Raw genomic sequence first — 22,809 nt, forward strand, 5'->3', positions numbered from 1 at the left:
TAAAACTTTACCAATTCCACTTATATATTCTGGTTCAAATTCCATTTCGTTTTTTTTATTACCTACAACGGTTTTGTATATGATACGTTGCGTGGTTTAGCACGTAATTTAGCAAATAAAAACCGAATAGAAAATCCGCGAGGATTTTCGTAAGTAGGCTCTCACTAGCAATGGATTATATACGTTGTTACCCAACGTTTTTATTCCTAATTTTCTTTTTTCGGTCATAGTTGATTTTCCATAAATGGTATTTTAATTTTCCGAAAAACTTATTCCATTCGTGTCTAATTCCTCCAAGTTCCCAATTAACGTCAAATTTTCGTTCGATTTTGTTCGAGTTTGGTGATTCCGTAATATAAAATGGTCGAGCGACTTTACAATGCAACATTGGCTCGTTATTTATAATTGTCGGATAAAATTCTGTTGTGTGGGAAGTTTTAAGAAAATATCTGATTTCTATTATTGTTTTATTTGACAACGATTTATAAATGTAAAGATTTATGTCATAAAGATTTTCATAAATCTCAGTCAGTTCCGCCACAATTTCGGTCAAAGTTTTTGGGCTTTTTTTATCATTAATCTTTTTTCTAATTTTCGCTTGTTCAAAAAAGTTTTTTCCGATACTCTCATCAATTTCTGACATTATATACTCGCAATTTCTCGAAATTTTATTCCAACAAATATCGGTCGCCATATCAATCAAACTTGATGTTGCATCTTGGATTTTATTTTCGAGTTCTGCTTTTTTCAAATGATGGGTAAAGGATTTAGATGATTATTCGTTGTATGGTATAAGTCCTAGAAAATGTAACGAGATAAGAATAATTGATAATACTATTCCAGCGATTTTACTATAAAAAACACTAATGGTAGTGTAATTAGTATCGTTCTGATATTTATAATACCATTTTTTAATTCCTACTAAAGAGTAAATAAAAAATCCGATACAAAAAATCACAAGTAAGGTTGAACTTTTCATTAATTCATTGTTTTTTGGGGTTTTGTTCAAATGTTGGGTAACGTGTTTGTGTATGATTAGTGGCGTGTTTAAGCACCTAATTTAGCAAATAAAAACTGAATAGAAAATCCGCGAGGATTTTCGTAAGTAAGCTAAAACTAGCCATTAATTATACACGGTGTTGTGCAACGTAATTTTTATTCTAAATAATCTTCAATTTTCTTAATTTCAATTACAATTCTATGATTTTCTGGCAGACATTCAAGTAATTCAGAAGGTCTTGCTAGTCCATTTTCAGGTGTTTTCATATACCAATTCAATACTTTTTCAAAGAATACTATTCCTGCAGTTTCATTTCCTAATTTATAAGTACAAAATCCAATTTGTTCAATCAATTTTACATATCTCCAAAGTTGAAATTTTTTCAGAGCTTTAGTGTCAACCTTTAAATAATTTTTAAGTGCAAGTTCTAAATTTCCGATATCGTGATAAATATGTGCTAAATATAATTGAGCCATAAAATTCGATTTGTCTTTTTCAACTGCTTTTTTAAAATTCTCAATTATTTTTTTTGAATTATTTCTCCAATCGTCACTTCCTGTATCAATTAATCCAAGCAATTGATAATCTAAAGAATTCAATTCGGTTTTAGCGATTATTTTCTCACGAATACTTTTTCTCAATGATTCTTTTTCAATTAGATTTTCCGAAAGAGAAAACTTGTCATATTCTCCCAAAATGTCTTTTTCAAATTCAGATTTCATTCAGTTTCCGTGAGTTTGAGTTATGTTGCACAACGTGTTTGTATATGGTTTGTTGCGTGTTTCAAGCAACTAATTTAGTAAATAATTACCGACCAAGAAAGTCCGCGAGGACTTTCGTAAGTAAGCAAAAAGCCAGCAATAAATTATATATGGTGTTAGCTGTAGTGTTTATATTATCATTTTATTTTTTTGTAATAATTCGAATTTTTTTGAAAGTTCCTCAATCTTATTTCCTTCTGATTCATAATCTTCTACAAACTTTAAACATCTTTTCAAAACAGGCTCAAAAAGAGCATTTATTTCAGGGTTTTCTAATTCAGAGTTTTCAATTATTAACATAATCTCCTCGGCAAAATTAGATGCCGTTTTTGACATAGATAATTGTGAATCGTATAATGATGTTAGATAATTTGTTCGGTTTACAATACTTTCTCTTCTTGCCTTATATTTAGAAGAAATTACTTTCATATTGTTTAGAAATAAATTCTCAAAAGTATTTTCATATTCAGTTTCGTTTTCAGGTTTTTTGGATTCAGTAAATTTTAAGAATCTATTTCTAATTCCAGAATCAAATTTGCCTAAAATATAAGTAAAACTATCACTTTCAATATCGTGTAAGAACTTGTTTCTTAAGTTCATTTGTAATTCTAAATTCTGATGTTCTATTTTGTTCAAAACATTAATATCAAAGAGTAAATCAATTTTACTTTTGAATGAAATACCAGCTTTGTTTCCGAAATTTTTTGTTTTCTCTTTATCAAATATCTCTAAATGTCCAAGTAATAATGTATTTATATGACTTTCGATTTTGAGTGAATATTCTAAAACGAGAGTTCTAATTTTTAAATTCATATTTCTGTTTTTGTAATATCATTCAATTGATTTCGAAATGTTGCTCTCACATTACAGCTAACGTTTATGTATAAGAATAGTTGCGGGTTTGTATGCGAGGATTTTCCGAAGGAAAATCAGACGTTACAAACACGCAACGACCTTTGATTAAGCACTAAACCGCAATTATTTTTATACGGTGTTGTAAATAGTTATTTTTTTCTTACTCTCACTATTTCCTGTAATAAAACATCTAAATCATTCTTAAAATTGATTTGAGTTTTATTTGGTAAAGCCTCTCTTTTTCGGATGTGAGAATGTAAAAAAGAATCCGCTATTTTTCTACTTGAATTATTTAAGTTCTTCATACTCTCTTTGAAACTATGTGTTCCGTGACTTCCACAAACATCTGAAAAATTTGCTTTATTAAAAACTGGCGGAATATGGTCAATTATAGCTCTGACCAATGGTGGAATGGAAAGATAAAGTCCGTGTGAATATGCTACATTTAGTTCTTTTAAATAAGCAGTTAACTTGGTGAAATCAAAGTCATCGTCAACAATATTCGTCAATTCATCAATTCTTTCAGGGTCTACATAATGTTCGGCTGTTCCAACTTCAAGTCTGACATCTTTTAAATAACCATAATCATCTGTAATAAAATCATCAGTTACTCGGTTACCTAATTGTTCCAATATTTTTACTGGAATCCATTCATTAATTCCCAAATAGCCACTTTCATAAAGGTCATTTCTCGCACAAACTTCTAATAAATCTTTCTCGTTTTTAATTTCTGCGTGTTCAAATGTGAAGATTTGAATTTCATAAAGTTTAGTGAACCAATATTTTCTGCCTTTAATGAATAGGGAATCTTTTCCATATTTATAAACGTCAAGAATTTTATTCAGTTCGTCTTCGCTTACGTCCAAAATATTGAACGAACCACTTTGGTTTCTTAAAAATAGATTGTAGTTCACTGTCTCTTATAATTATTTACAACGTTGATGTATATGGTTTGTTGCGTGTTTCAAGCAACTAATTTAGTAAATATTTACCGACAAAGAAAGTCCGCGAGGACTTTCGCAAGTAGGCAAGAAGCCAGCAATAAATTATATACGGTGTTGGCAAATCGTATTTTAATCAAAGTAACCCTCAAATTTTATTGATTCTAAAATTCCGTTTTCAAATAGAAAAAAGAATAATGAGGTTTGCTCTAAATTTCCAAGAGTTACTTTATCAGATTCTATTTTAGTTTTTAATATATTTTCAAGTGTTCTTTTATTAATTCCTATGTTTAATGAATCAACGAACTTTATTTCAGGATTTTTGATAATTCCGCCAATAATTGATTCCCAGTTTTTTGCTTTATAAAATTCCAATTTAGTTTTGTCAAAAGTCAGAGTTTTCATTGTGTCAATAACACTTTTGTCGTGATGGTTTTGATAAGGTTTTAACTCTATTTTGAATAAAGAACTTTTAAGAGCATAATTTTCCAATTCAGATTCAAAAGCAAATGTTAAACTGTCATTTTCTACAAACTGTTCCACCGCAATGTTTTCCTCAACTTTTATTTCCGTTTCGGTTTTTAATTCAATCGTTGCATTTTGTTCGACAATTTCAGTCTTTTTGGTTTCAGTTTGTTTGCAAGAAACCAATAATATTAAAATTAGAATCGATGTTTGTAATTGTTCTCTCATATGTCTTGTCCTGAAATACGGCTACAGGTTAAAATTGAATTAAGCTGATAATTTATATACCATATTTGGTGTTTTATAGTCTAAAGATAAGTGTAATCTTATTTCGTTGTATAAATTAATTGCATTTTTTGCAGCTCTCTTTGCGTGAGCTACACTATCAAAGGTTTGGTCGAGATAAAACTCATCTTTTAAGATGCCGTTTACACGCTCAGCCATAGCGTTTTCGTAACAATGATTTTCTTCTGTCATACTAATATCTATCTTTTTTCTTTTGAGTATTTGTGTGTATTGATTACTACAATACTGTATTCCTCTGTCTGAATGATGTATGAGTCCATTAATGTTTTTAGCTTGATAAATAGCCTTATTAAGCGCTCTTACGCATCCTTTTAGTTCCAAGCTATCACTAATGTCATAACCCACTATTTTTCTTGAATACATATCTGTTATTAAAGCCAGATAACAAAAACCTTTTAGGGTTCTAATGTATGTGATATCAGATACCCAAACTTGGTTAACTCTAGAAACTTCTAAGTCTTTTATGATGTTATTGTATTTATAAAAACGATGATAAGAGTTGGTGGTTCTAGCACTGGTTTTCTTTCTAAGTGTAAGCATGTTATGCTTTCTAAGTACTTTAAATAAAGTGTCTCTCCCAACTTTAATATTAGCATTAGTAAACTCTTTATTTAGAGACCTAATAAGTTTACGTACGCCTTCTCTAGGAAGGGATTTACGTCTTTTACTAACAATATCTATAATCTGTTGTTCTAGGTTTAAACGCTTATCAGCTCTATTTTTATGCTTGTAATAAGCATTGCGTTTAAGTCCAAAACAATGAGTTATCGTTGTCAAAGAAGCAAATCCCTTAGCTCTCTTTTTAGCTTTAATTAAGGCTTTATACTTAGCTTTTTTTTTAGTTCATTAACTGATTTATAGCCGAGATCTTCAGCTGCTACTTCAAGATAACAATCTTGGACCATAGCATCAAGATCCTTTTTAAGTAGTAGCTTTTTAAGCTGTTCCACCTCTTTTTGAAGCGCTTTAATTCTAGATATTTCGTCTTTTGTTTCCACTTTCACTCTGGTATTCATTAAGTCTTTACGATTATATTTTTTAATCCACACATTTACCGTGGTAGGTGCGATAGAGTAGAGTTTACAAAGTTCGCTCTTTGTGTGTTTACCGGTTGTAAGTTCGGCTAAAATTTTTAATTTAAAAGGTTCGCTGTAACGTCTAATTACTTTGTCATTTCTGTACATAATGTTTAAAATTATGTAGCCTTATTTCAGGACGGGTCAATATGTTTGCCAACGTTGTTGTATATGGTTTGTTGCGTGGTTTAAGCAACTAATTTAGTAAATAATTACCGACCGAGAAAGTCCGCGAGGACTTTCGTAAGTAGGCAAGAAGCCAGCAATAAATTATATACGGTGTTGTAAAACGTATTATTTTAAAATTCTTCAAGTAATTTCGCACCAATTCCTTTCAATTGTTTTTTTGTGATTTTTAATGAATAGATATATTCATCTTTATCTATTTTTTCGCCATTTTCTAAATTAATTATAATTTTTAGATTCCATACTTTACCATATTTATATTCTGAAAAAATAGCATTAACATTTTTAACTTCATTTAGTTTCCATTTTTTTAAATATGTTCTTTTTTGCTCTTCAATTATTTTTTCTAATATAAAATCTTTAAGTTCATTAATTTTATATTTTTCCAATAAACTATAGATTCTGTCTTTTTCTATTTTTTCCTTTTCTGCTTTTAGTTGCTTTTCTTCTTCTATTTTTGCAAATATTGGAGAGTTCATTTCTACTTTATAAGTTCCGTATATTTCTTCTTCTTCTCCGTTTTCTAAAACTCCATAAACATCAACGTAACCATATGTTTCAAACATACTTTTCTTTCTTGTTGGTTTAATATTAATTGTCTTGTAAGACTTTCCGTTTTTGTATTCCTTTTCTATTTTGGATTTAAGTATAGATAAATAGGTTTCACCCATTTTTTCTTTTTTAGCAATTTCAACTATTTTCGCGACCTTTTCATTTATTAGTTTTTCTTTTTCCGTTTCTTTAATTCTTAAGTTTTCAATAAGAGTAATCTTATCATTAATTTCTTTTTCTGGTATTATAAAATTTATTGCTTTTGTGCTACCTGTTAAAGAAAAAACAATATCATTACTTCCGTATTTGTCAGAAGTTCTAATAGAAAGTTTAGATGCTTTTTTCAATTTTTCAAGAAATTCATATTTACTAATCTTAAATGAAGAATTTGGATCATTAAATGTGTCAAAAAATATTATTTTTCCATCTGATGAAAATGTAAATGAATATGAAGAATAAATAACATTAGGTTCATTATCGAAAACAAATTTAATCCCTGCATTAGTACCTTCTTGAAAATAACCTGCTCCAGAAATATAAAAGTTTAAGTTTTCATTTTTGTCAAATTTGTTTATTGTTAACATTGGTTTGTTGTAAGGAAAGTTATTTCCTTTTCCAATAACATATGAAGTTTTGTATTTTCCATCAAAATCAGATTTTCCTGATTCAAATTTCCAATTTTGAGCGTTTACATTTATAATTAATAATAAGGTAATTGATGTTAATAGTTTTTTCATTTTCAATAGTTTTTTTTAATTTTAATATGATTCTCTCATATGTTTTACAACGGTCTCGGCTATGAGTAGTTGCGTGGGTTAGCACTTAACTTTGCAAGTACACACCAAACTGAAAATCCGCAAGGATTTTCAGAAGTAGGCGAGAACAAGCAATTACTTATAGCCATTGTTGTGCGCAGTTATTTTTTATTCAGTTCCTCTTTAATTTTCAAATAAGTTTGGAACTGCATTTGTCCTAAACTAAAATCATAATTTGTTTTTCCTCTTACACGAAATTTAACGTCATCGATATTATTAATTTTTTCAATTAATCGAATTGGCAATGCAAATAGTGTACTTTCTTCTGTAAATCCAAAATCTGAATTAACTTCTCTTTTTGTTGTTAGTTCAAATCTTTCTGTTTCTCCATCAGATGTTAATACGATTATCTCGTCCAAGAATTTCCAATTACTACTTTGTGAACCAATTTTCATTAAGAGTTCTTTCTTTTGGTTTTTTATCATTCCGATAAATTCCACGGACAATTCTTCTCCATTTTCAGTTTCCAAAAACAATCCGTTATTTTGAGGAATTAGATAAGTGGTTTTTGAAAATTCATCATATTTCTCTTTAACAAAGATGTTTATTTTACGTATGGTTAATCCACTATACTCAGACATACTACCATAATATATTGCCAAGTCATATTCAAAATCTTTGGATTGGAACTTATAAGTGTTGGTGTAACCATTTTTGAAAAGTTTATTAGCTATTCCATAATGCTTTTCTAGTATTTTATAAATTTCCTCTCCATATTTCTCGATAGTCTTTGAATTTTTGAAATCCAAACTAACACGTTGAAGATTTTGTCGTTGGTCAAAATTGTAATTTACTTCTTTGAAGATTTTATGTTTTATCGTAAAATTTGCGTCCGAAGTTCCATTTTTTAGGATATTAGGTGATAGCTTTAAATCTTTTGATGGTTTTTGTCCAAATTCCAAGTTTTCTATTTCCAAATCCGATGTCAGTCTATCAACATTTTCTTGACTGAAAAGATTAATAACAGAAAAAAAAGCTAAAATTAAAATTACTTTCATTTGGTTTTGTTTTAATTGCGCACAACTTGTTATATAAAAACAAATATAAACGATAATCACTTGTTTTTTCGGGATATCAGTACTTTTTTGTTGTCATATCCATTTCCTTTTAATTGATCTATAGTTACATCCAACGGACTTCGAATACTCATTAAGTCCTTTTGTGCCACATGTGTATATATCATAGTGGTTTCAGGCTTAGCATGTCCCAATAAATCTTGAATATAACGTAAGTCTACACCATTTTCTAACATATGCGTGGCATAACTATGGCGTAATGTGTGCGGACTTATTCGTTTACTAATTTTTGCCACCTTAGCAGATTCGTTTATAAACCGGCGTACAGAACTGTCACTGTAAATACCTCCATCTCGTCCTTCAATTAAATATAAATCTGGCATATAAGTATGTATATAATTATAAAGTAGTGGTTTAATAACCTCACTCATAACTACCATTCTATCTTTTCTGCCTTTACCTTGTCTGATAAGAATTTGACTTCTGTCAAAATCTAAATCTTTAACTTTTAAATTTAATAATTCACTAATCCGTAAACCACTAGAGTATAGTAAACTAATTATCGTTCTGTGTTTTAAGTTTTTAGTAACCTGTATTAAGTTAATCACTTGTTCTTTAGATAGTACGACGGGTAAATATCTGCTCTTTTTGGGGCGTTCTAAATGACTTGCATCAAAATCTTCAAAATTACAAAATGTGCTAAAGAGTTTTAAGGCACTTATACATTGTCGATGACTACTAATACTGTAACCTTCTTTAGCAATTACATCTTCTATAAAATGCTGTATATTGCTAAGATTCCAATTATCCATAGCTATAGTTTTGCTATAGTGTATATAGCGTAAAATAAAAGTACCGTATGTAGAAATTGTAGAATTACTATACCGTTTACCTTTTAAAAACACAATAAATTGTTTTAGGCAATCTCGTAATTCTATGGGTAAATCTTTATAAAGTGTAATGCTATTATAATTGGTTTCCTTTTGTAGTTTAGGTATAGGTTGTAATTTTTTCTGTTTCATAGCACTATAATCTACGTAATAATGTAGTGCGCGTAAATACTTAAATAGTGCATGAGAAACCCCTTCATTATCTTTTATATAATAAGTTTTATAAGATTGAGACCAACGCATTCCAGGGTAAGATTTTATTTGTGTTTTAACAATATTATCAAATTTAAATCCAATAGCAATGTTTTGTTCATTACGATGTAAAAAGGGAGTAAATGTGATAATTGTGCTCATTATTAGTGTTTTAAGTTATTTAAATTTACAATAAAAAATACAATTATCTATTTTGAAACTTCTATTTGTTGATTAGAATTCCCATTTCAAACTTCTGTTTAGGTGTATTAAGCTTATATGTAGCGGGCTCAGAATTTAATAATTATAGATATTGCGTGCCTTTTTTATTAAAATTTATTTTTTTAAAAGGGAGTATTCATACATAAAAAGTATAAGTATATATTTCAATAAACTTTATCGTTAACCAGAGATTAAAGTCTATATTATTCGATATTTTTGTTTTTAATAAAATAAATTTTTAATGCAAAACCTAAAACCTATCATGTTAGTTGGTACAGGTTCCGATGTTGGTAAAAGCTGGATAACAACAGGAATTTGCAGATGGCTTAAACAAAGAGGATTTCAACCTGCTCCGTTTAAAGCACAAAATATGTCGTTAAACAGTTTTTCTACACCCGATAATCTTGAGATAGGTAGGGCACAAGCGGTACAAGCAGAAGCTTGTGATATTCCCCCCACGGTAGAAATGAATCCTATTTTATTAAAGCCTTCATCATTAAATAAATCACAAATTGTGTTGCATGGGAAACCCATTGGAGACCAAACCGCCAAAGAATACTTTTTAGGGGATAATAAAAAGCAGCTTTTTGAAGAAGCTAAAACATCTTTCAGGCAATTAGCGTCAAAGTACAATCCTATTGTTATGGAAGGTGCAGGCAGTATTAGCGAACTGAATTTAAAACACAGAGATATTGTAAACATGCGCATGGCAGAAGCCGCTAATGCATGTGTTTATTTAGTGGGCGATATTGATAAGGGAGGTATATTTGGGAGTGTTTATGGTACCATTGCTTTGCTTGAAGACTGGGAACGTAAACTTGTAAAAGGTATTATTATTAATAAGTTTAGAGGCGATGCCAGTTTGTTTGTTGAAGGTAGAAAAACCTTAGAAACCCTTACAGGGCTTCCTGTTTTAGGTGTTTTGCCTTATGCTAAAGATATTATTATTGAAGAAGAAGATTCGGTTGCTTTAAATCGCAGGTCTACTACAGCTATCGACGGGAAATTGAATGTTGCCGTGGTGAAACTTTATTACATGTCTAATTATACCGATTTTCAAGCTTTAGAGCAAGAGTCACTTATCAATATTTATTTTACAAGAAATTCAGAAGAAATAAAGAAAGCCGATGTTATCATCATTCCGGGCACTAAAAATACCATTGAAGATTTAATCGCTTTAAAAACCGATGGTTTAGATACGGTTATTAAAGATAGATACACGCAAATTCCTGTAATCGGAATTTGTGGAGGCTACCAAATATTAGGAAAATCTATTTCAGATCCTTTTTCAGTTGAAAGCCATGTTAAATTAGAAACAGGTTTGGGTTTGTTTGATATAGAAACCGAACTTTCCCAAACAAAACAAACCATACAACGTCATTTTAAATTTAAGGGTTTTGATTCGGTTTGCGTAGGATACGAAATTCATATGGGTGAAACGCGTGTACCTAAAAATAAACATCTAAACCTTATAGACGAGAAGGAGGAAGGGTATTTTGATGGTGATAAAAGCTGGGGAACGTATCTTCACGGTATTTTTGATAATCAAGATGTCGTTACCGAATTATTGCAATTAAAATTCCCTGAAGCTCAAGCAAAAAATTACAGACAGTTTAAAGCAGAACAGTTTGATAAATTAGCCGACTGGATAGATGAAAATTTAGACATGAATGCGATTGTAAAAAACAGTTCAGAAACATGCTAAACGGACACGGCGATGATCTTCATTTAATTGAAGGCGAGATTAAACATAATTTTAGTTCTAATGTGTATTATAAAGGATGCCCTAAAATGTTGCTCGAAGAGATCTCAAAAAATATTAATCAAATTCAAAGTTATCCCTCTCCTTCGGCAAATGAGCTCAATGTATTAGCGGCTAAAAAATTTCAACTAAATAGTGAACAATTTTTGTTTACAAACGGGGCAACCGAAGCATTTTATCTTATTGCTCAATTATTTTCTAATAAGACGGCAGCTATTGTAGCACCTACGTTTGCAGAATATGAAGATGCTTGCAAGATTTTTAATTTAAATTACGAATTAATAGCTTCAACAGAATTGCAAAATACAAAGGCAGATCTTGTATTTATCTGCAACCCCAACAACCCGAATGGAAACGTATTTTTTAAAAATGAATTAGAGTTTCTTTTTCAGCAAAAACCAGAGACTACCTTTGTTATTGATGAAGCCTATATTGAGTTTACCACTCGAATTGAATCTATTGTGTTATTAACCACGAAGTATAGTAATATAATAATAGTGCGTTCGTTAACCAAAACATTTACCATTCCAGGATTACGTTTAGGGTATGTCGTTTCTAATGCTTCAATTATAACAAAATTATTAAGTTTAAAAATGCCATGGAGTGTTAATTTGTTGGCTATAAAAGCGGGCGAATTCATCTTGAAAAATTATGATATGCTTCAGTTTAATGCCTCAGAATTATTAGAGGAAACAACCTTCTTTAGAAAGCAATTATCAGAATTAAAGGGGATTAAAGTTTGTGAAAGCAATACGTCTTATTTTTTAGTGGAATTGTTACATAAATCGGCAAAAGAATTGAAACACTATTTGATTAAAGAACATCAAATTCTTGTTCGAGATGCCACCAATTTTAATAAGCTAAAAGGGGAGTACATCCGACTTTCAACACAAAGTAAAGACATTAATAATGTATTAATTCAAATTTTGAAAGCATGGATTTAAATACCATTTACATATTAATTTTTGCTTTTGCTTTCGACTTTATTTTTGGAGATCCTGTAAAAATGCCGCATCTTATTGTGGGTTATGGGAATAGTATATCTTTTGGAGAAAAAAGGCTTAATAAAGGCCGTTATAAATTTTTAAAAGGTGCTTTGTTAGTAGTGGTATTAGTTGGTACCTCTTTTGTTGTGCCTTATTTAATAATTAGATGGTTAAACAGTTATAATTATCAGATTTTTGCTATAATATTCTCTGTATTTATGTTGTTTTACTGTTTAGCAAACAAAACATTAGTTAAAGAAGGTTTTGCTGTTTTTAATGCTTTAAAAAATGAAGGGTTGGATGCTGGACGCAAGCGTTTATCTTGGATTGTAGGTAGAGAAACCACTAATTTAAGTCCGCAGCAAATTAGAGTAGCTACTTTTGAAACCATGTCTGAAAATTTAAGCGACGGTGTCATTGCCCCCCTTTTTTATTTTTTAATTTTGGGTGTGCCAGGTGCCATGGCTTATAAAATGATAAACACCTTCGATTCTATGATTGGGTATAAAAACGATCGTTATATATGGTTTGGAAAATTTGCAGCAAAATTAGACGACGTTGCTAATTACATTCCTGCCAGAATTACGGCAGTGTTAATGCTAATTGTTGAATTTAAATTAAATGGATTAAAGTTTGTTTTTAAAGAAGGCGTTAAGCACAGTAGTCCGAATGCTGGCTATCCAGAAGCTGCTTTAGCATATATTTTAAATTGCCAGTTTGGAGGGGCTAATTATTATCATGGAAAATTAGTAGAGAAACCTTTTATAGGAAGCAATAATCGAGAGATAAAACACGAAGAAATTAAAACGGTTAGCCATATTAATTATAAAGTAAGCATCCTGTTTTGTTTCATAATTATTGGAGTGTTATTACTGTTTCAATATGTATAGTCTTCAAAAAAAATATATTATTACAGGAGCTCCAGGCACAGGGAAAACGACGACCATAAATCTTCTGAAAAACACGATTCCTTGTATGGATGAAGTGTCTAGAAAAGTGATTCTAGAGGAACAACAAAATAATAGAAATGGTGTGCCTTGGGGAGATATTCATCGTTTTTCCGATCTTGTATTCCATGTAACGAGTCAAGAATTATTAACTAGCAATGCTCAAGTTTGCGATAGATCGTTATTAGATTTAGAAGCCTATTTAGCATTAGAAAATAAAATCATTCCCCATTACTTACAAGATTTTCCTTACCACGATACTTACCATAATACCGTGTTTTTTGCACCAACTTGGTTTGATATTTACTGTCAAGACGGACAACGGTTACAAGAGTTTGATTACTGTTTGAAATTAGAAAAAGCACTTTTAGAGCAGTATAAAAACAAAGGGTTTGAAATTATAACTTTGCCTAAAGTGTCTCCTCTAAAAAGGGCAAAATTCATTATAGAATCAATCTTATAATTCAAAAATTAGTTATACATTTGGATTGCTTAAGGTTTCTTATTCTTTTAATTAAGAATATCGAATTAAAAGGGAATTTGGTGAGAATCCAAAACTGTTCCCGCAGCTGTAAGCTCTAAAAAAGCTTTTAACATCTAGAAGTCACTGTTCTTAGGAATGGGAAGGCGTTAAAAGTAGAGTGAGTCAGAAGACCTGCCTAAAGAAAAACCTAATTTAAACTTTCGGGATAAAAGTTGATGTGTTTGAATGCCTCGTTTTTGGGCTTTCTACTCTTACTTTTCCCATAATTGTTATACTAATTTAATGGGAAAAAACATAGCCAATACAACACATACATTTTTCTTTTGCGACGGTGGTTCTTGTCAGAAAGCAGGCGGAGAAAAAGTAGTAAGAGCTGCAAGAGCTTATTTACGTAACAATGATAATTGGAACACTACACATACTATTAAAACCAGATGTAATGGTAGGTGTGAAGATGCACCTACTTGTATTGTGTACCCTGGAACATTTTGGTACAAAGAACTTACACCAGAAAAAATTACTCATATTGTTAAAGGACATATACATAATGAATGTCCTTTAGAAACTGAACTATTGTTTAAAGAAGGCTGGGAAGAACAGGTTTCTAATAAAGAAATAGCACCTATAAAGCCAAAGCCTTTTGAATTTAAAAGCGATGAAGAATTAGGAGATTGCCTCATTACAAAAGGGTTTAGTTCAGATCAATATTTATATCCATTATTCTTATTTCTCTTAGATAAACCAGAAGGTGTCACACTTCAAGTGCCTAATAAACCTCACTTAGCGTTTAAAAATATTAAAGAAGTAAACTATTCAAAAGAATTCACGCTAGAACTTCAAACCCAAACCGAATGTTTAGAATTTGTTATTGCTGCTGTTCCAAAAGATGATAAGGAATTGCAACAATTAAAAATTTCGAGTACAGAATATTTTTATCAAAAGGAAACGGCAAAAACAGGGATTCGTTTTAAAAATAAATTCGGAAAAACTTTAGGTAGAATAGAATTTGATTCTATACATACCGAAGCTTGGACATATTGTACAAAAATTCAGTTGCAACGTCTAACTCTAGATTTATCACAGTTATGAATACGCATATCGCTATTTTAGGATTAGGCTGGTTAGGTTTACCACTAGCCTTAGAACTTCAAAAAAAAGGATATACTATTAGTGGTAGCACGTCCGATCTAGATAACTTAAAAACGTTAAGTAAATATTCGTTTCCTGTAAGTAGAATAAAAATAGAGGCTGATAAAATTATTGGAGATTGGGATGCTTTAATAAACGGAGCCTCAACGCTAATTATTAATTTTCCACCAAAGCGTGTTGAAACTATTGAAACGATACACCCACTTCAAATAGAACAAATTATTAAGCATACACCTAAGTCAATAAAGGTAGTTTTTGTTAGTTCTACATCTGTATATCAAAATACCAATGGTCTTATAGATGAAACAATAGGTTGTTACCCGGAAAAAGCTTCAGGACATGCTTTAATTAAAGCAGAACACTTATTGAAACAGCATTTTGGAAGCAATTTAACTATTTTGCGCTTGGCAGGATTAATAGGACCCAAGCGTCATCCTGGTCGGTTTTTAAGTCATAAAAAACAATTAAAAAATCCAAATGTGCCCGTAAATCTTATTCATCAAAAAGATGCTGTGGGTTTAATTGAAGCTATTTTAAAACAAAACTGTTTTGGAGAAGTTATTAATGGTTGTGCAGATGTACACCCAAAAAGAAGGGCGTATTATGAAAATGCAGCATTTCATTTAAACTTACCTACACCTGTTTTTGAGGTAACTACAGAAGAACGTTATAAGATTATAGATAATTCTAAATCGAAATCGTTACTTAATTTTGAATATCAATTTTCTAATCCTGAATGGATTTTCACAAAAACGTATTTACCAGAAATTTCTATTGTTGGTGGAGGGCCTGGAAATAAAAATTTATTAACCTTAAAAGCTTTTGATGCTATTAAAAACGCTGAAATTATTTTATACGATAATTTAATTTCTGCTGAAATATTAGAGATTAATACACTTGCAAAACACATTTATGTTGGTCGTAAGTTTGGAGATACAGAAGATCCAAAAGCGCGTCAGAATAAAATTAACCAATTACTTAAAACGCATTGTGAGCAAGGTAATAGAGTCGTTCGTATAAAATCTGGTGATCCGTATATTTATGGAAGAGCTGCTGAAGAAGCCCGTTTTTTAACGGAACATAATTTGCCTTTTACAGTAGTACCAGGAATTTCTGCAGCCTTAGCGGCTGCGAATGGATTAAACATTCCTATTACCGAAAGAGGACACTCTAATGCAGTTTTAATTTGTACAGCGCATACCGCCGATTATTCAACCGCACAATTTAAAGGTATTGCCGAAATGTTAAAAGCCGGTAACACCTTGGCGCTTTATATGGCTTCTAAAAGTTTAAGTAAAATAATTCCTAAACTTTTAGAAGTTTGTAAAAATCCCAATATTCCAATAAACGCCATATCTAATGTTTCTAGAGAAGATGAAATTTTATTGTCATCAACCTTAGGAAATATAGAAGTCGATATCCAAAAACAAGCACTACAAATGCCCGTCGTATTTTTAATAGGAGCAGAACCAATTACATAAAACAATGAAAAAAGGAATTTTACTTTGTGGACATGGCAGTCGAACCAAAACAGGAACCGATTCATTTAAGGAATTAGTAGCGCTGCTACAAGCACGTTATACCGATTACGAAGTGGACTATGGTTTTTTAGAATTTAACCACCCTGTTTACGAAGCTTCTGTTGAACGGATGTATCAAAAAGGGATTCGTGAAATTTATGCGTTGCCAGTTATTCTTTTTGCAGGTTCTCATGCCAAAAATGATATTCCTTACGAGATGAATACCATACAAAGCTATTATAAAGATTTAACCATTAAAATGGGGAAACACCTTGGTGTAAACTCCTTTTTACTAGAGTTAGCTCAAAAAAGAGTTTTAGAAGAGGAAAGCAAACATGCACCAATAGACAGGAAGGACGTTTGTTTAATGGTTGTAGGCAGAGGAACAACCGATACCGATGCCAATTCCGATGTGCACAAATTAGCCTGTATGTTAGGTGAAGGTATGGGATTTGGTTTTACAACCGTTGCCTATAGCGGTACTGCTTACCCAAATGTAACTAAAAGCCTAGAACTTACTTCTAAGATGGAATTTAAACGCACTATTGCGATTCCGTTTTTCTTTTTCACCGGAATTCTTTTAGAACGTATTTATAAGCAAATAAGAGATTTTAGCGAAACTTCACTTCACGAGTATATTTATACTCAGGCTTTTGGTAGTGATGAGTTGATTTTAAAAGCTTTTGATGAGCGTTTAGATGAAGCCATTAACGGTACGGCAAATATGAATTGCCAACTCTGTAAATACCGTAAGCAAATTGTAGGTTTAGAATCGGAAATTGGTAAAGAACAAATAGGGCATCATTTAGGTGTAAAAGGTCTGTTGTTTGAAGAAGATGAAAAAGTAGGTCAAAAAAACAGTGTGTTTACTAAAATTAAAAAAGGTTTGGGTATATGATAGAAGGAAAAATTTATGGTGTCTCTTTAGGTCCTGGTGATGCTGATTTAATTACCCTTAAAGGATTAAAAACACTGCAACAAGCAGATAAGATATACTATCCAGGATCTTTATTTAAAGACGGTAGGAAAGAAAGTTACTCGTTATCTATCTTAAATCAGTATGATTTAGATTCGAATAAACTAGAAGGTTTCTACTTAAAAATGGATTTGGAACGCGAGCAAGCGAAAGTTATTTACGAAACAACGTTTCAACACATTTTAAGCGATTATAAAAAAGGATTATCCATTGCTATAGTTAGTGAAGGCGATATTAGTACGTACAGTTCTTTTTCTTATTTGTTAGAAAAAATGCAAGAGCATGACTTAGCTATAGATTTAATTCCTGGTATTAGTTCTTACTTGCATTTAGCTTCAGAAAGTAAAATGCCTTTGTGCTTACAAAACGAAAAAGTAGTAGTTATTCCTCGTGTACAAACCAAAGCAGAATTACAAGAAGCTATAGATAATTTTGACACCGTAGTATTAATGAAAATAATATCGGTAATAGATATTATCACATCAGTAATCGATACAGAAAAGCACAGTATCACTTATGCCGAACGTTTAGGAACCGATCAACAATTTATCACAAACGATTGGGCAACTGCAAATAAACGAGAGATCCCTTATTTTTCTCTTATCATTATTAAAAAAAGCACCTCATGAAAATAACAGTAGCAGGCTTAGGTCCTGGAGATATTGATTATATGTTACCCATAGTTAAAAACGCTTTAGAAAAAGCAGATGTGGTTATTGGTTATGACTATTATTTTCAATTTGGAGCCACTTTATTTAAAGCAGATGCAGAACTCATCTCCATGCCCTTAGGTAAAGAAGAAGCCAGAGCTCATAAAGCTATTGAAAAAGCTAAAGAAGACAAACATGTTGTTGTTATTGGTTCTGGAGATGCCAGTATTTATGCTATGGCGGCTATTGTTTACGAAGTTGTTTCTAAAGAAAATCACGATGATATTGAATTGGAAACCTTACCAGGTGTTTCTGCTTTTTTAGCCGCAGGAAGTAAATTAGGTGCGCCATTAGGTCACGATTTTTGCTGTATTTCTTTATCAGATTTAATGACGCCATGGAACAGAATAGAAAAAAGAATTAAAGCGGCAGCAATGGGCGATTTTGTTACCAGTTTATACAATCCGAAAAGTATAAAAAGGCATTGGCAATTAGGTAGATTGCAGAAAATATTTTTATCAGAGCGTTCACCTAATACGCCCGTTGCCATTATAAGGCACGTAACACGACCAGAAGAAGCACTTAAAATTACCACTTTAGGTGAGTTTAATCCTGAAGATGTCGATATGTTTTGCTTGGTGATGATTGGAAACTCTCAAACGTATCGTTTTAAAGACTACTTGGTTACACCACGAGGTTACCTGAATAGAAAACCGCATACGGGTAAAGAAATTCAGCAAGAAAGTTTTAGAATTGTTACAGAACATATTAAAGATTTGCCATTTTCTATCGCTGATAAATGGGCAATGACGAGAGTGATTCATACCACAGGGATTTTAGAAGATTTTAATCATTATTCGGCGACTTCAAAAGCCATTGAAAATTGGCATCATCATCTTAAAAACGGAGGAGAAATTGTAACAGATGTTACGATGGTACAAGCTGGAATCACAAAAGCGTTCACTAAGGAATTCGGTAATCAGATACATTGTTTATTAAATGACGAAGACGTACAACTCTTAGCAAAATCAGAAAATATTACACGTTCGCAAGCAGGTATTAGAAAAGCCATTGAAAAACATCCGAATGCTTTATATGTTGTGGGAAATGCGCCTACGGCTTTATTCGAAATTGTAGACCAAATAAGAGCTAACAACAATTTTAAACCTGCAGGAGTTGTTGGTGTACCTGTTGGTTTTGTAAATGTTTTAGAAGCTAAAGAGCAATTATCACAAACGAATAATACAAACTGGGTCATTATAGAAGGTAACAGAGGCGGAAGTAATGTTGCCGCAGCCATTGTTAATGCTGCTTTTACGTTACCGGAAGCTTCAATCTATTTTAAATCTTAAAAGATGAACAAATTTACTCCAGAACATATTGAAACCTTAGAGCAAATAATACTTGCCCGTAGAGACGTTAGAGGGAATCGTTTTATAAATAAACCGATTGCTAAAGCCGATCTAGATAAAATTCTATTTGCAGGAGTAAACGCACCTTCGGTTGGTTTTTCGCAACCTTGGGAATTTGTTGTCATTAACGATTTAGACATTAGAAATAAAGTTAAAGACAGTTTTTTTGAAGAAAATGAAAAAGCCAAAACACTTTTTGAAGGAAATAAAATAGATGCTTATACCCAATTGAAATTAGAAGGTATTATTGAATCTGCATTGAATATAGCGGTATTCTATAAGCCTAGTGAACACCCTGTTTTAGGACAAACGGCCATGAAAGAAGCTGGTGTATATTCTGTTGTTTGTGCGATTCAAAATATGTGGTTAATGGCGAGAGCGTTAGATATTGGTTTAGGTTGGGTGAGTATTTTAAATCCCGATACCATTAAAACCATATTAAAAGCACCAAAAGACAGACAATTAATAGGGTATCTATGTTTAGGGCATGTCGATGAATTTTATGAGAACCCAGAATTAGAACGTTTACAATGGGAAAAACGTAAGAACATTAACGATGTGGTAATTAAAGAATCGTATATGTAAATGATACAAAATGATACACATATCGATTTTTATTTAATTGGAATTAGCAATCATCCTACTCCAAAATGGAGTGATGATGTCTTGGAGTTAATTCAGAAGTCAACTGTATTTTCTGGAGGGAAACGTCATTATGAATTGGTGAAATCGTTCTTACCAAAAATTCATACTTGGATTGAAATTTCAGGTAAGATGGATGCGTTAATTCAACACTATAAAACGATTGAAGTTTCTATAGTTGTTTTTGCTTCCGGAGATCCTTTTTTCTATGGTTTCGGAAACACGTTACAACGTTTATTACCAAATACAAAACTCAAAGCTTTTCCTTATTTCAATAGTATTCAGTTATTATGTCATAAAACACAAACGAATTATAACAACCTAAAATCAATATCGGTTCACGGTAGAGATTGGTCGGCTTTAGATGAAGCTTTAATTAACAGAACCAAATTAATAGGTGTATTAACAGATAATAAAAAAACACCAGCAGTAATTGCGAAACGTATGTTACAATATGGTTTCGATAATTATTCGATTACTATTGGTGAAGCCTTAGATGGAAATGAAGAACATATTGAACAACTCGATTTATCGGCTTGTACACCCCAAACGCATAACGCATTAAACTGTGTGTTATTAAAACAACTAACACCTAAAAACAAACCTTTTGGTATTCCAGATGCTGCTTTTATTCCGTTAGAAAATAGAGCAAATATGATTACCAAAATGCCTATTCGTTTAAGTACCATAAGTGCATTAGCATTACAAAATAAAAATGTTTTTTGGGATATTGGTGCTTGCACAGGCTCTGTAGCTATTGAAGCGAAACAACAGTTTCCGCATTTAAAAATAGTTGCTTTTGAAAAGCGAGGAGTATGCACAACCATTATTCAACAAAATGCAGAACGTTTTAGTACACCAGGTATTGAGATTGTTATAGACGATTTCTTTAATCTGAATTTAAACGATTTCCCTATGCCAGATGTCGTTTTTATTGGCGGACACGGCGGACGATTAAAAGAATTAATCGAAACCGTTTATCAATTAAATCCATTGGTTCGTTTTGTAACCAATGCTGTAAGAGACACAAGTAGTTCTGTATTTATAGAAACACTTACAGACTTAAATTATGCGATTAGCACGAATAGTATTCAGCTAAACGATCACAATAAAATTAGCATTCACACCGCAGAAAAGCAATAAATGAAAAAAATAGTCATCATAGCAGTTACTGAAAAAGGGTTAGAAAAAGCCCTTATTATTCAGCAAGAATTTCCAAAATCGTTAGTTGTAACAACCTTAAGTTCTACGAATAAAAATGTATCAACCATTGCTTCAATTTCAAGTTATCTAAATGATAATTTTGCGAAGTTAGATGGTATATGTTTTGTAACGGCTTTAGGTATTTGTGTGCGTTTAATTGCATCTCATCTTGAAAGTAAGAGTACAGATCCGGCTGTAATTTCTGTGGATGACTTGGGTGTAAATGTACAATCTGTATTAAGCGGACATAAAGGTGGCGCAAATGATTTTGCTTTAAAGGTCTCAACTATCTTGGGTTCAAATGCTATAATATCAACATCAAGCGATGTTCAAAATATTTGGGCTTTAGATACACTTGGAAGTCAGTTTGACTGGCAAGTAGAACGTTCATTATCCATGAACAAAACCATGGCTCTGTTTGTCAATAATAAACCAACCGCTTTATTGTTGGATGTTAAAGATAAAGGGACACAGCATTTAGAAAAAACGGTACCTGATTTTGTGACTCTTTTTTATAATGAAAGTGATATTGATTACACCCAATTCGAATTGTTTATAGCCGTAACGTATAAGATTTATGAGGTAGCAATTCCGAGTTTATTATTTATTCCAAAAGTACTTTCAGTAGGATCTGGATGTTCTAAACAATTAGATTCAAAACTGTTTGAAACCACTTTAAGACGAGAACTTCAAGCATTACGAATTAATTTTTCAGCGATTAAGAATTTTGGTTCTATAGATATCAAAGGAAAACAACAAGCGTATTTAGATTTTAGTACAAATAATGCAATTCCGTTTAGCACGTTTACTTCAGATGAAATAGATACGGTTACAGTGCCTAACCCAAGTGACATGGTACAATCTAAAATTGGTGTCGATGGCGTTTCAGAATCGACTGCAATGTTACTTTCTGGAAGCAAAAACGTATTGATTGAAAAACAAAAAATTCATTTAGATAATGGTGAGAAATTTACATTTTCTGTGGCTTTAAGTGTTAATGCGGCTCGTAAAACAGCCATTGCTATTATTGGTGCAGGACCAGGAGATGAAGAATTAATAACCGTAAAAGGAAAGCAATATTTAGAGCAAGCAGATTGCGTGTTATACGCCGGGAGTTTAATTCCTGAAGAAATGACCAATTGGTGTAAAGCAGGAGCAGTAGTTAGAAATTCTGCTATGATGACTTTAGAAGAGCAAATTACTTTAATGCAAGCGCATTATAAAAAAGGGAATTTCGTTGTGCGTTTACAATGTGGAGATCCGTCTTTATATGGCGCGATTCAAGAACAAATGACCATTTTTGACGACTTAGAAATGGATTACTTCATTGTACCTGGTATTTCTTCTTTTAGTGCAGCAGCAGCGACTTTAAGATCAGAATTTACAATTCCTGAAGTTGTGCAATCTATTGTATTAACGCGTGGTGAAGGAAAAACACCCATGCCTCCAAAAGAAAGTATTGCTGCTTTTGCAGCCACTAATGCTACTATGTGTATCTTTTTAAGTGTGGGAATCGCTAAAAAAGTACAAGCACAATTATTAGAACATTTTGATGCCGATACGCCTGTAGCTGTGATGTATAGAATTAGCTGGAAAGATGAAGAAGTTTATCAAGGGAAATTAGAAAATCTAGCAAAAATTGTAAAAGACAGTAAAAAAACAAGAACGGTATTAATCATCGTAGGTCACGCAATTGGAGCTCGTAAAAACAGATCACAATTATACAGTCCAGATGTGAAACACATTTTTAGAACCAATAAGAAATTTGTAGTAACAGAATAATCATTCATAATAAAAAGCA

The 22,809-nt window shown here is 31.7% G+C and carries 23 protein-coding genes and 1 riboswitch; of the genes, 12 read left to right on the forward strand and 11 right to left on the reverse strand.

What is annotated here, in order from left to right; genetic code table 11:
• Positions 1-187: 187 nt before the first annotated feature.
• The 11 genes from Q1B05_RS06225 to xerA all read right to left on the reverse strand — a co-directional run bounded on the left by Q1B05_RS06225 (position 188) and on the right by xerA (position 9,217).
• Entirely contained in the window at positions 188-751 is a 564-nt protein-coding gene (locus tag Q1B05_RS06225) for a hypothetical protein (protein ID WP_299778749.1), read from the reverse strand.
• 24 nt (positions 752-775) lie between these two features.
• Complete coding sequence (locus Q1B05_RS06230) at positions 776-979, reverse strand: hypothetical protein (protein WP_299778751.1); 204 nt, start codon at positions 977-979, stop codon at positions 776-778.
• A gap of 176 nt (positions 980-1,155) precedes the next feature.
• Positions 1,156-1,722 (reverse strand): hypothetical protein, encoded by a 567-nt coding sequence (locus Q1B05_RS06235; protein WP_299778753.1) that lies wholly within the window; start codon positions 1,720-1,722, stop codon positions 1,156-1,158.
• 168 nt (positions 1,723-1,890) lie between these two features.
• The gene (locus tag Q1B05_RS06240; protein ID WP_299778755.1) at positions 1,891-2,574 is read right to left on the reverse strand and encodes a hypothetical protein; all 684 of its coding nucleotides are present in this window, start codon (positions 2,572-2,574) and stop codon (positions 1,891-1,893) included.
• Between the two features lie 191 nt (positions 2,575-2,765).
• Entirely contained in the window at positions 2,766-3,482 is a 717-nt protein-coding gene (locus tag Q1B05_RS06245; RefSeq protein ID WP_299778757.1) for a hypothetical protein, read from the reverse strand.
• Positions 3,483-3,689: 207 nt separating this feature from the next.
• Complete coding sequence (locus tag Q1B05_RS06250) at positions 3,690-4,250, reverse strand: hypothetical protein (protein ID WP_173302539.1); 561 nt, start codon at positions 4,248-4,250, stop codon at positions 3,690-3,692.
• A gap of 39 nt (positions 4,251-4,289) precedes the next feature.
• Positions 4,290-5,105 (reverse strand): IS3 family transposase, encoded by an 816-nt coding sequence (locus tag Q1B05_RS06255; RefSeq protein ID WP_299778759.1) that lies wholly within the window; start codon positions 5,103-5,105, stop codon positions 4,290-4,292.
• A 35-nt stretch (positions 5,106-5,140) separates the two neighbouring features.
• Positions 5,141-5,512 carry a transposase gene (locus tag Q1B05_RS06260; protein ID WP_299778761.1) on the reverse strand — a complete coding sequence of 124 codons (372 nt, stop codon included), beginning with the start codon at positions 5,510-5,512 and terminating at the stop codon, positions 5,141-5,143.
• Positions 5,513-5,703: 191 nt separating this feature from the next.
• Positions 5,704-6,879, reverse strand: a complete 1,176-nt coding sequence (locus tag Q1B05_RS06265) for a hypothetical protein (RefSeq protein WP_299778762.1) — start codon at positions 6,877-6,879, stop codon at positions 5,704-5,706.
• A gap of 179 nt (positions 6,880-7,058) precedes the next feature.
• Entirely contained in the window at positions 7,059-7,955 is an 897-nt protein-coding gene (locus tag Q1B05_RS06270; RefSeq protein ID WP_299778764.1) for a hypothetical protein, read from the reverse strand.
• Positions 7,956-8,011: 56 nt separating this feature from the next.
• Positions 8,012-9,217, reverse strand: a complete 1,206-nt coding sequence (gene xerA / locus Q1B05_RS06275) for a site-specific tyrosine recombinase/integron integrase (protein ID WP_299778765.1) — start codon at positions 9,215-9,217, stop codon at positions 8,012-8,014.
• A gap of 301 nt (positions 9,218-9,518) precedes the next feature.
• Between xerA and Q1B05_RS06280 the strand changes: the two genes are divergently transcribed.
• The 12 genes from Q1B05_RS06280 (at position 9,519) to cobM (ending at position 22,790) form a co-directional block, all read left to right on the forward strand.
• Positions 9,519-10,982: a cobyric acid synthase gene (locus Q1B05_RS06280; protein ID WP_299778767.1), complete on the forward strand. Its 1,464-nt coding sequence runs from the start codon at positions 9,519-9,521 to the stop codon at positions 10,980-10,982.
• Positions 10,976-11,983, forward strand: coding sequence for an aminotransferase class I/II-fold pyridoxal phosphate-dependent enzyme (locus Q1B05_RS06285; protein ID WP_299778769.1), 1,008 nt, complete (start codon positions 10,976-10,978; stop codon positions 11,981-11,983). The genes Q1B05_RS06280 and Q1B05_RS06285 overlap by 7 nt, the downstream gene beginning before the upstream one ends.
• Positions 11,974-12,915, forward strand: a complete 942-nt coding sequence (gene cbiB / locus Q1B05_RS06290; protein ID WP_299778771.1) for an adenosylcobinamide-phosphate synthase CbiB — start codon at positions 11,974-11,976, stop codon at positions 12,913-12,915. The genes Q1B05_RS06285 and cbiB overlap by 10 nt, the downstream gene beginning before the upstream one ends.
• A complete protein-coding gene (locus tag Q1B05_RS06295) occupies positions 12,908-13,435 on the forward strand; it encodes an ATP-binding protein (RefSeq protein ID WP_299778773.1) in 528 nt (175 codons plus the stop codon). The genes cbiB and Q1B05_RS06295 overlap by 8 nt, the downstream gene beginning before the upstream one ends.
• A 15-nt stretch (positions 13,436-13,450) precedes the next feature.
• A riboswitch (cobalamin riboswitch) is annotated at positions 13,451-13,650 on the forward strand.
• Between the two features lie 88 nt (positions 13,651-13,738).
• Positions 13,739-14,545 (forward strand): (2Fe-2S) ferredoxin domain-containing protein, encoded by an 807-nt coding sequence (locus Q1B05_RS06300; RefSeq protein WP_299778775.1) that lies wholly within the window; start codon positions 13,739-13,741, stop codon positions 14,543-14,545.
• The gene (gene cobA, locus Q1B05_RS06305) at positions 14,542-16,086 is read left to right on the forward strand and encodes a uroporphyrinogen-III C-methyltransferase (RefSeq protein ID WP_299778777.1); all 1,545 of its coding nucleotides are present in this window, start codon (positions 14,542-14,544) and stop codon (positions 16,084-16,086) included. The genes Q1B05_RS06300 and cobA overlap by 4 nt, the downstream gene beginning before the upstream one ends.
• A gap of 4 nt (positions 16,087-16,090) precedes the next feature.
• Entirely contained in the window at positions 16,091-17,023 is a 933-nt protein-coding gene (locus tag Q1B05_RS06310; RefSeq protein WP_299778779.1) for a sirohydrochlorin chelatase, read from the forward strand.
• On the forward strand, positions 17,020-17,730 hold the full coding sequence (gene cobI, locus Q1B05_RS06315; protein WP_299778781.1) for a precorrin-2 C(20)-methyltransferase: 711 nt from the start codon (positions 17,020-17,022) through the stop codon (positions 17,728-17,730). Before Q1B05_RS06310 ends, cobI begins: the two co-directional genes overlap by 4 nt.
• Positions 17,727-19,103, forward strand: a complete 1,377-nt coding sequence (gene cobJ / locus Q1B05_RS06320) for a precorrin-3B C(17)-methyltransferase (protein WP_299778783.1) — start codon at positions 17,727-17,729, stop codon at positions 19,101-19,103. The genes cobI and cobJ overlap by 4 nt, the downstream gene beginning before the upstream one ends.
• A 3-nt stretch (positions 19,104-19,106) precedes the next feature.
• Positions 19,107-19,748 carry a 5,6-dimethylbenzimidazole synthase gene (gene bluB / locus Q1B05_RS06325; protein WP_299778785.1) on the forward strand — a complete coding sequence of 214 codons (642 nt, stop codon included), beginning with the start codon at positions 19,107-19,109 and terminating at the stop codon, positions 19,746-19,748.
• The gene (cbiE, locus tag Q1B05_RS06330) at positions 19,749-20,948 is read left to right on the forward strand and encodes a precorrin-6y C5,15-methyltransferase (decarboxylating) subunit CbiE (protein ID WP_299778787.1); all 1,200 of its coding nucleotides are present in this window, start codon (positions 19,749-19,751) and stop codon (positions 20,946-20,948) included. It abuts the gene before it with no gap.
• Positions 20,949-22,790 carry a precorrin-4 C(11)-methyltransferase gene (cobM, locus tag Q1B05_RS06335; RefSeq protein WP_299778789.1) on the forward strand — a complete coding sequence of 614 codons (1,842 nt, stop codon included), beginning with the start codon at positions 20,949-20,951 and terminating at the stop codon, positions 22,788-22,790.
• The last annotated feature ends 19 nt before the right edge of the window (positions 22,791-22,809 follow it).

It is taken from the genome of uncultured Formosa sp. (genome assembly GCF_947500765.1).
Lineage (GTDB): Bacteria > Bacteroidota > Bacteroidia > Flavobacteriales > Flavobacteriaceae > Formosa.